5 protein-coding genes are annotated in these 4,819 nt (G+C 42.5%); all 5 read right to left on the reverse strand.

Annotated features, from left to right (window positions below):
- Nucleotides 1–311 (reverse strand): response regulator (locus tag ACYVTD_RS09750; protein WP_461247586.1); only part of this gene is annotated, 311 nt, incomplete at its 3' end.
- Nucleotides 312–438: 127 nt separating this feature from the next.
- The gene (aroF, locus tag ACYVTD_RS09755; protein ID WP_461247587.1) at nucleotides 439–1,458 is read right to left on the reverse strand and encodes a 3-deoxy-7-phosphoheptulonate synthase; all 1,020 of its coding nucleotides are present in this window, start codon (nucleotides 1,456–1,458) and stop codon (nucleotides 439–441) included.
- Between the two features lie 51 nt (nucleotides 1,459–1,509).
- On the reverse strand, nucleotides 1,510–3,030 hold the full coding sequence (gene guaA, locus ACYVTD_RS09760; protein WP_461247588.1) for a glutamine-hydrolyzing GMP synthase: 1,521 nt from the start codon (nucleotides 3,028–3,030) through the stop codon (nucleotides 1,510–1,512).
- Between the two features lie 115 nt (nucleotides 3,031–3,145).
- The gene (locus tag ACYVTD_RS09765; RefSeq protein WP_461247589.1) at nucleotides 3,146–3,928 is read right to left on the reverse strand and encodes an InlB B-repeat-containing protein; all 783 of its coding nucleotides are present in this window, start codon (nucleotides 3,926–3,928) and stop codon (nucleotides 3,146–3,148) included.
- 42 nt (nucleotides 3,929–3,970) lie between these two features.
- On the reverse strand, nucleotides 3,971–4,699 hold the full coding sequence (locus ACYVTD_RS09770; RefSeq protein WP_461247590.1) for a hypothetical protein: 729 nt from the start codon (nucleotides 4,697–4,699) through the stop codon (nucleotides 3,971–3,973).
- Nucleotides 4,700–4,819 lie beyond the last annotated feature (120 nt).

The following is a 4,819-nucleotide window of genomic DNA, read 5'->3' on the forward strand; positions in this document are numbered from 1 at the left end:
TTCTTTAATGTGTCTTTTATTTTGGTTAATAAAATTGATTTTTCACAAGGTTTGTCAATATAATCAAATGCTCCAAGTTCATAAGCTTTTTCTTTTGCGCTCTCTTCTTCCAATGACGTATAAAACATTATAGGAGTGAATTCTAAAGCTGCAATGTCGTGGATTCTGTCGAATACTATCCAGCCGTCCATCTCCGGCATTAGAATATCAAGCAGTATTAAATCGGGAATGCTTCCTTTTTTACTTAAGAATTCTAAGGCTTCTTTTCCCGACTTCACCATAAAAACTTCAAATTCATCCATTAGCGCCATTTTAGTGATTTTAAGATGTAACTCATCGTCATCAACTAAAAGTATAGTTTTACGAGAATTAACGTTGTTTGTCACAATAATCCTCCGGTTATAAAAACATATAACATATATATGAATACAGTATTTATTATAATTTGTCAATAGTTTTTTTAGAAATATCCAAAATTTTCTGAACGTCGCACGCCAAAGAAGCGAAAGCGTCCGGAGTAATTGACTGCGGTCCATCGCATAAAGCATGGGCGGGGTCGTTGTGTACCTCGATGATTAATCCGTCCGCGCCTGCCGCCGCTGAAGCCATAGAAAGCGGATACACAAGAGCCGCGTCTCCGGCGGCGTGGCTTGGGTCGATGATGACAGGCAGATGAGTTAGCCGTTTAAGCATTGGTATTGCTGATATATCAAGGGTGTTGCGTGTCGCAGTTTCAAAAGTTCTGATACCTCGTTCGCATAAAATTATATGCTCGTTTCCGCCCGACATGATATATTCCGCGCTCATTAAAAGTTCTTCAAGAGTATTGGCAAGCCCACGCTTTAACAAAATTGGTTTGTTAATAGTTCCCAATTCTTTTAAAAGTTCAAAGTTCTGCATATTGCGCGCGCCAACTTGAATTACGTCGATTTTCTCGAACATGGGCAGATGGTTAGCGTTCATTATTTCGCTGACAATCGGCATACCAGTTTGTTCTTTTGCTTGCAGTAAAAATTCGATGCCTTCGTCGCGAAGTCCCTGAAACGAATAGGGAGAAGTACGGGGCTTAAACGCTCCGCCTCGCAGAAGGTTCGCTCCCGCCTGTTTTACCTGTTTGGCAATTCCGCATATTTGTTCGTATGATTCTACGGAGCAGGGACCTGCGATAAACTGAAAATGTCCGCCGCCGATTTTGTATCCGCCCATATCCACAACGGTATCGTCCGTATGAAACTTGCGGTTGGCTTTTTTGTACGGCTCGCTGATTCGTTGCACGCGCTCTACAATGTCCATGCCGCCGACAAGCTCTGAGTTAAGGCTGTGGGTATCGCCAATCAACCCAAGTACGGTTTGAAACATACCTCGGTTTACGTTGACGTGTAGCCCCTGATTTTCCAGCCACGAGATAAGGTTTTCTACGCTCTTTTCGTTTGCGTCTTTTTTAATAATAACAATCATAATAACCCTTCATAATTTTATAGTTTATTATATCCAAGATGTAAAAAATAATCATTCCCATTCTATCGTAGCCGGAGGTTTTGACGTAATATCATAAACAATTCGGCTTGCTGACGGTATTTCGCTCGTGATCCTCGATGAAATACGGCTTAGTACCTTGTGGGGCAGGGGAGCGTACTCGCACGTCATAAAATCGTCGGTTTTTACGGCTCTTACGGCTATAACATAGTCGTAAGTTCTGTCGTCTCCTTTAACGCCAACCGAGTGTGTATTGGTAAGGACGCAAAAATATTGATCCGGTCTGCGTTTCATTTTGTCCAATTCTTCACGTAGGATAGCGTCGGCTTTTCGTAAAACATTAAGCTTTTCTTCTGTAATTTCGCCCATGACGCGAATTGCAAGCCCCGGTCCCGGAAACGGTTGGCGGTTAACAAGCGATGAAGGCAAGTCCAATTTTTTACCAAGCACTCTAACCTCGTCCTTAAAAAGACCTGACAGCGGTTCTACAACGGCGGTAAAGTTGAGTCCTTCTGGCAACCCGCCAACATTGTGATGGCTCTTGATAACAGCGCCGTGCTTTCCGCCTGATTCTACAACATCGGGGTAAATTGTTCCCTGAGCCAAAAATGGAATGTCGCCTAACTTTTTGGATTCGTCTTCAAACACACGGATAAATTCTTCGCCAATTATTTTACGTTTTGCCTCTGGCTCTGATATGCCCTTTAATTTTGAAAGGAAGCGTTCTTTTGCGTTAACGCGAATAAAGCGAAGTTTTCTTTTGGAAAAGACTTTTTCTATCTCGTCGCCTTCGTTTAATCGCATAAGACCGTGATCTACAAAAATACAGGTTAGCTGTCCGGGTATTGCCTTGGATAAAAGACTCGCACATACGGAAGAATCTACGCCGCCGGATAGAGCGAGTAAAACTTTTTTATCGCCAACTTTTTTGCGGACTTGTTTTACCTGAGTATCAATATAATCGTCCAATTTGTAATCGCCTTTAGCGCCGCATATATCAAATAAAAATTTGCTGATAATTTTTTTCCCGCCCTTTGTGTGTTTTGTCTCAGGGTGGAATTGCGTATTGTAAAGTTTTTTCGCCGAATTTTCGCAGGCGGCAATGCAAGAAGAAGTTTTTGCCGTTGCATGGAAACCTTCCGGCAGGCTAGTAACGGAATCTCTGTGGCTCATAAGGGCAGTAAACGAGCCTTTTATGCCGCTTAAAAGTTTTGACTTCTTTACAGGCGTTACCGAAACACGTCCGTATTCTCCCACATCGCCCGGTTCAACTTTGCCGCTCATAGTATAACACATTAAGTGCATTCCATAACAAATGCCCAGAATAGGAATCCCCAACGAAAAAATTTTAGGATCGCATTTTGGGGAGTTAGGCAAATATACGCTGTTAGGTCCGCCCGTTAAAATAATGCCGATAGGGTTTAATTTTTTTATCTCGTCAATTGTTATATTGCCGGGTTTTATCTCGGAATAAACCGACAGTTTCCTGACAGAACCTGCGATAAGCTCTTTATATTGACCGCCAAAATCCAGCACAAGTACAAGCTCGCTCATATATAAACCCCTGATTTTACTATATCACCTGTAAAAAACAATGTTAAGGGGATAAAAAAGGACGAACCCTGCGGTTCGTCCTTTTAATGAGCGCGACTATTTGCCGCCGACTTTGCTAAGGTCTTGAATTGGTTGTGCTGTAAACAATAGCGAAAGTAGTACCTGTGCTGTTGTTGCTATATGGAACCACCTTCAGTTTTACAGTGCCTGTTGAATTGGATGTGAAAGACCGTGGGGTTGACCATGCAGAATCTACATTTGTAAAGTTAGAAACAGAGGTGTTGTCGTTGTAATACGCACTAACCATAATATCTAATGTTTTGGTGTTATTGCCGGCGTTGAAAGGACTTTCATTCCACCAAATATAGTATGTAGTTCCTGATGTAACAGAGAATGAGTACCAAGCTTGTAGATTAGGAGACTCTGAAGTAATGTTGCCGTCAGACCAAATGCCTGCCGTTAGCGGGATCGGGTTTGTTGAATTGCTGATAGTAGGAGGTATTTTCCATACGGCGTACAATGTAACATTGTTGTAAACAGTGTAAGAAGCGCCTGGGTTGTAATTTGTTCCAATTCCTGATGCATAGGTATTCCAACAGACGAAAGTATAACCGCTTTTGGAAAATCCGCTTCCGTTTGGCAGTGTTATGGCTTGACCTAAATTTCCCTTCCTTGGAGAGGGAGTGGTTCCTGTTCCGCCGTTGATGTTAAAAGTAATAGTGTAAGCGCCGCTACCAATGGGCTGGTCTGAGTCTCCTTCGCTACTTGAACTGCTGCTACCGCCACTACTTCCATCTCCACCGAGTTGGTCCAACATTCCCGGATCTATAAAGGAACCGCTACACGCGGTCGCAATCAGCAGAACAGCAGTTGTCAATATGAAAAATAATTTTCTCATGTTCATATTTCCTCCATTTATGCCGCGTTAACGGCTGTTTTTTTAGAACGCAATCCCAATGCGCAGTCCGCCATTCCAACCAAGAGGGGTCGGAGGGGCGGGAAAAGCGGCAGGTAAACTAACGTCTATGTCTCCGCTGCCGAAGATGTCGCCAATGTCGAAACTAGGGCTTACGCCTCCGCTTGATTTTGACAGGACATAAGACAAAGAAGGCTCCAGATAAATTTTCTTGGAAGTTATCAATTTATAGCCTATCTTGAGCGAAGTGGTTAAACCGACAAAGCCGCCATTTTCAGGTTTTGTTTTTCCGTCTATCGATAATGAGTTAAATCCCACTGTTGTACCAACAAAGAATTTATCAAAGTTAGCTGAAGGATAATAACGTCCTTCGGCGGAAAGACCAAAATATATACCGTCTATTTTGTCACATTTCATAAAATAAAGATCCAGGTCGGCGCCAATGCTGAAGTGTGGAACCAAAAGCCTTTCATAAGCGGCTGAAACTATAAAAACCGAAAATTTACTGTCAGTATCGGTAGCGATGAATCCTTTTAACAGTTGGAACATATCCAACCCAATAACGTTTTTAACCTCTTTTGAACCTTCCGCGGGTTTAGCGGGAGCAGGCGTCGCGGGTTTTGCTGGTTGAGCGGGCGCCGGAGCTGGTTTTGCCGGTTGAGCAGGCGCCGGAGTCGCAGGTTTTTGTTGTTGAGCAAAAACCGAGCCCATAATTACGCAAGCTAATACTACGATGCACAAAATTTTTTTCATTTTTATCCTCCTAAAGATGTACAATTTTAGAATGGTCTAAAACTGTGGTAAAAATACAAAAGACCCATACGGGTATTTTTTTTACGAAAGAAAAAGATAAGCTTTGATGTGTGAAAAATG

Source organism: Treponema sp. R6D11 (assembly GCF_054786075.1).